The following is a 1,797-nucleotide window of genomic DNA, read 5'->3' on the forward strand; positions in this document are numbered from 1 at the left end:
GCGTCCACGCGGTAGGCGGTCGGCGTGGTGCCGGCATGGTTCTGCTCTCCTTCGATGGTGACGCGCTGCCAGGAAATGCCTTGCAGGTTTTCGACCGCGCCGATGGAAATGCCCTCGGCGTCAAGAATAGGTCCCTGCTCAATGTGCAGCTCCACGAAGGCGCAGGGCTTGAGAAAGCCCGGCTCGACCGTACCCGCGTACCCGATGCGTCGGAGCTCCTCGCCGAGCACCGTACCGTCCGTGCCGACAGAGGCAAGCGCCTTTTCGAGCGGGTAGCCACCCGCGTAGACGAGAGAACCCATCATGTCGGGCGCGTAGCGCACACCCTCTTCGTTGGTGAACGCGCCGATGGCGATGGGACGCGCGGGCACAAAGCCCGACGCCTTGAGCGTTTCAACGACCTCGAGCGCCGCAAGAACGCCGTAGCAGCCGTCAAATTGTCCGGCATTGATGACGGTATCAATGTGTGAGCCGAGCATGAGCGGCGCGGCGTCGGCGCAGCCCTCTGGCACCCAAATACCAAAGAGATTTCCGATGTAGTCGGTCACGACCGTGAGACCGGCCTCGCTCATCCAGCGGGACACGAGATCGCGCCCCGCCTTATCCTCATCGGAGGCGGCAAGGCGGGTACGGCGGCCGTCGGCGTCAAGACCGACCGCGCCAAGCGTGTGGATACGCTTCAAAAGACGTTCTTCGTTGATGATCAGCATAGTCTGCTCCCTTCTGCTTCAAACTATCGGTTTTGCTCTGTGATGGTACCAGTATACGGGATCGAAAAAGTGAATTCTATCAGATATCAAACAAAAACTGTCACTTTTTGCTTTTCCGCTGCGAGGGGATGTGGTAGGATAGAGAAAAAGGGGGCGAGAGAATGACTGTACCGTTTCCGAAATGCGAGGGCATACAGGGCGAATTCTATCTGACGGTGGACGATAAGCTGCACGAGCATGTCGCGCCGCTTTCGGACGACCTTCCGCTCTCGGTGTATACCCAGAGCTACCGCCATGCCGCAAGAGAGCATATCCCGCTCCATTGGCACAGCGACGTGCAGCTCACATGGGTCTATGAGGGCGCGCTTGACTACACCGTTGAGGGCGGGAGCCTGGCGCTGACACCAGACGACCTCCTGCTTGTCAACGCGGGGCATCTGCACGGCTCCCGAACGGTGCAGGGCGACACGCGAACGCTGTGTATCAATTTCGCGTCGGAGCAGCTTTTCCCGCCCGCGCTGCTTCGGCGCTATATCTGTCCGCTGCTGGAGGATGCAGCCTTTTCCCACGCCGTTCTGCCGCTGCGCGCAGAGTGGTCGGAGATCCTGCGCGGCTGCTGTGCGTGGGAGGGCGAGCCGGACTGCTTCGCTGTATATGAACTGCTCGTGCAGGTGCTGCGCGAGCTGACACGCAGCTTCCGCGGCGGGACGGAGAAAGACGGCGAGGACGCGCGGCTTTTTCAAACCGCGCTCCGCTACCTGCACGAGCATTACAGCGAGCCGCTGTCTGCCGGACAGCTTGCTTCCGCTGCGGCGGTCAACCGCACCATGCTTAGTGTATTGTTCAAAAAGTACACCGGCATGACGCCGACGCGGTACCGGAATGAATACCGGCTCTACATGGCCAAGAGCATGATCGTCGGCACGGACCGGCCGATCACCGAGATCTGCGCAGAAACGGGCTACAATCAGCTCAGCCACTTTATCGAGCAGTTTCGCCTGCGCTATGGCGCCTCACCGCTTCAATACCGCAAGCGGTATGGTGCGGGGTGACAGGGACGTCTGCTGAATCAACGGAACTGCATCGT

Annotated in this window: 2 protein-coding genes; one reads left to right on the forward strand and one right to left on the reverse strand. The window is 60.5% G+C overall.

Features of this window, described 5'->3' with window-relative positions; genetic code table 11:
* Window positions 1–710 (reverse strand): hydantoinase/carbamoylase family amidase (locus KQI17_RS13365; RefSeq protein ID WP_216496682.1); only part of this gene is annotated, 710 nt, incomplete at its 3' end.
* Window positions 711–871: 161 nt separating this feature from the next.
* Here KQI17_RS13365 and KQI17_RS13370 point away from each other — a divergent pair.
* Window positions 872–1,762 (forward strand): AraC family transcriptional regulator, encoded by an 891-nt coding sequence (locus KQI17_RS13370; protein ID WP_216496683.1) that lies wholly within the window; start codon window positions 872–874, stop codon window positions 1,760–1,762.
* Window positions 1,763–1,797 lie beyond the last annotated feature (35 nt).

The sequence above is a fragment of the Oscillibacter sp. MSJ-31 genome (assembly GCF_018918025.1).
GTDB lineage: Bacteria > Bacillota > Clostridia > Oscillospirales > Oscillospiraceae > Hominicoprocola.

Excerpts from the sequence above, each read along its gene's own strand:
- KQI17_RS13370 (WP_216496683.1), top strand. The coding sequence starts at position 872 with ATGACTGTACCGTTTCCGAAATGCGAGGGCATACAGGGCGAATTCTAT.